This window comes from Streptomyces malaysiense (assembly GCF_000980885.2).
Classification (GTDB): domain Bacteria; phylum Actinomycetota; class Actinomycetes; order Streptomycetales; family Streptomycetaceae; genus Streptomyces; species Streptomyces malaysiense.
The window spans coordinates 1-1,313 of the sequence record NZ_LBDA02000145.1; the positions used below are offsets into that span (position 1 = coordinate 1).

2 protein-coding genes are annotated in these 1,313 nt (G+C 60.8%); both read right to left on the reverse strand.

Annotated features, from left to right (window positions below; translation table 11 throughout):
- Positions 1 to 25 precede the first annotated feature (25 nt).
- Positions 26 to 196, reverse strand: coding sequence for a hypothetical protein (locus VT52_RS38345; RefSeq protein WP_167377779.1), 171 nt, complete (start codon positions 194 to 196; stop codon positions 26 to 28).
- A gap of 460 nt (positions 197 to 656) precedes the next feature.
- Positions 657 to 1,199, reverse strand: coding sequence for a hypothetical protein (locus tag VT52_RS37700; RefSeq protein WP_143070967.1), 543 nt, complete (start codon positions 1,197 to 1,199; stop codon positions 657 to 659).
- Positions 1,200 to 1,313: the final 114 nt, after the last annotated feature.

A 1,313-nucleotide genomic window follows, 5' to 3' on the forward strand; every position in this document is an offset into this window, starting at 1 on the left:
AACCGCAACACGCAAAGTCCCTGGTTCAGCGGGTCAGTAGGAGCGCGTACTGGGTGTTGCTTCGGGCGGCGACCTTGACTATGAGTCCTTGCGGCTCGGCGGGCGCTCCGAAAGTGATCTTCTGGATGCCCGTAGTGCCACAAGGCTGCGAGATCACCTTGTAGATTGCCTTGCCCGCGTGGTCGTTGATGTCCACGGAAAGGTCCCCAGCTCCAGCACATGAAACCTCGGCAGTGACAGTCCCCGCGGGGACAGCGGGGGTGTGGTGGACACCGCGCCCCCGGCCGGTGACCTTCAAGAGCGCGTCACCCGGAACGTCGGACGGGAACGGGGGCAAAGTTGGCGTCTCATGCATCGCGGTCGCAGAATGGCTCGGAGCCGCCTTGGGGCTCCCCTGGTCGGTACACGCCACTGCCGTGATCACGAGCAGCAGGACGGCAGTTGCACGGTAAGTGTGCTTCACGTGTGGTCCTCCGGGTGCGGGTGCTGGTGCGCAGTAGACCTGCCACGATCCGGCCGGGATACCCGGAACCAACATTTTCGGGCACCCCGGCCGGACGTCCGTCGGACGAGCCGGGGTGCGCTCAACATTGTCCGGCTTGGCGCGGCTGTTTTATCTTACCGATTCCGGTCGGCGCCGCAGGTTCGAGATCAGGTCAGGACTTCGAAACCCAGTAATTCCAGCCCACACCTCGGTTGATTCGACTGTTGGCGTACTTTGTACCGTACTCCTTGCAGCCGTCGTTCATGTAGTAGGTCTTCAGATAGAGATGGTCCTGCCACACCCCATACTGGGCATTACCGTAGCGCTTGGCCGGGATCTTGTAGGTCACGGTGTGGCCGGTGGTGACACTGCTAGACCAGGAGTGGCTATAACCCATCTCGCCCGAGACTTCGACCGCGATCCAATTGCCACTGACACCGAGGCTGGCGGAGACAGTACTGCTTACCGAGCCGCTCCAAGTATTCGTGAACGCGGAAGTCGCCGCACTGGTCCCGCCGTTCCAGTCCCTATACACATGTCCGACCCCCTTGAACGGCTTGCCGTAGTTGTAGACGACATCGAGGAAGGGGCCATTGTTGCCGCCGCAGGCGCTGTCCCGATGTACCTGAGCGTGCGCGGCGGTAGCTCCACCTGCCATCAGAGCGGCTGCAGTCCCACAGACGGAAATTACTCTTTTGAGGCGCAAGGAAAGCATGTTGCTGCCTTTCGAAGATGACGACAGAGGGGCATTCCCCAGTTGACCCGAATCTCCTCGTGCTCACGACACTACATTTTCGAGTCCTGTTACTGAGATTGAACTCGTGGTGTC

What these genes read in the sequence shown, in the direction of transcription:
- VT52_RS37700 (WP_143070967.1), bottom strand. Translation starts at nt 1,199, where the DNA reads ATGCTTTCCTTGCGCCTCAAAAGAGTAATTTCCGTCTGTGGGACTGCA.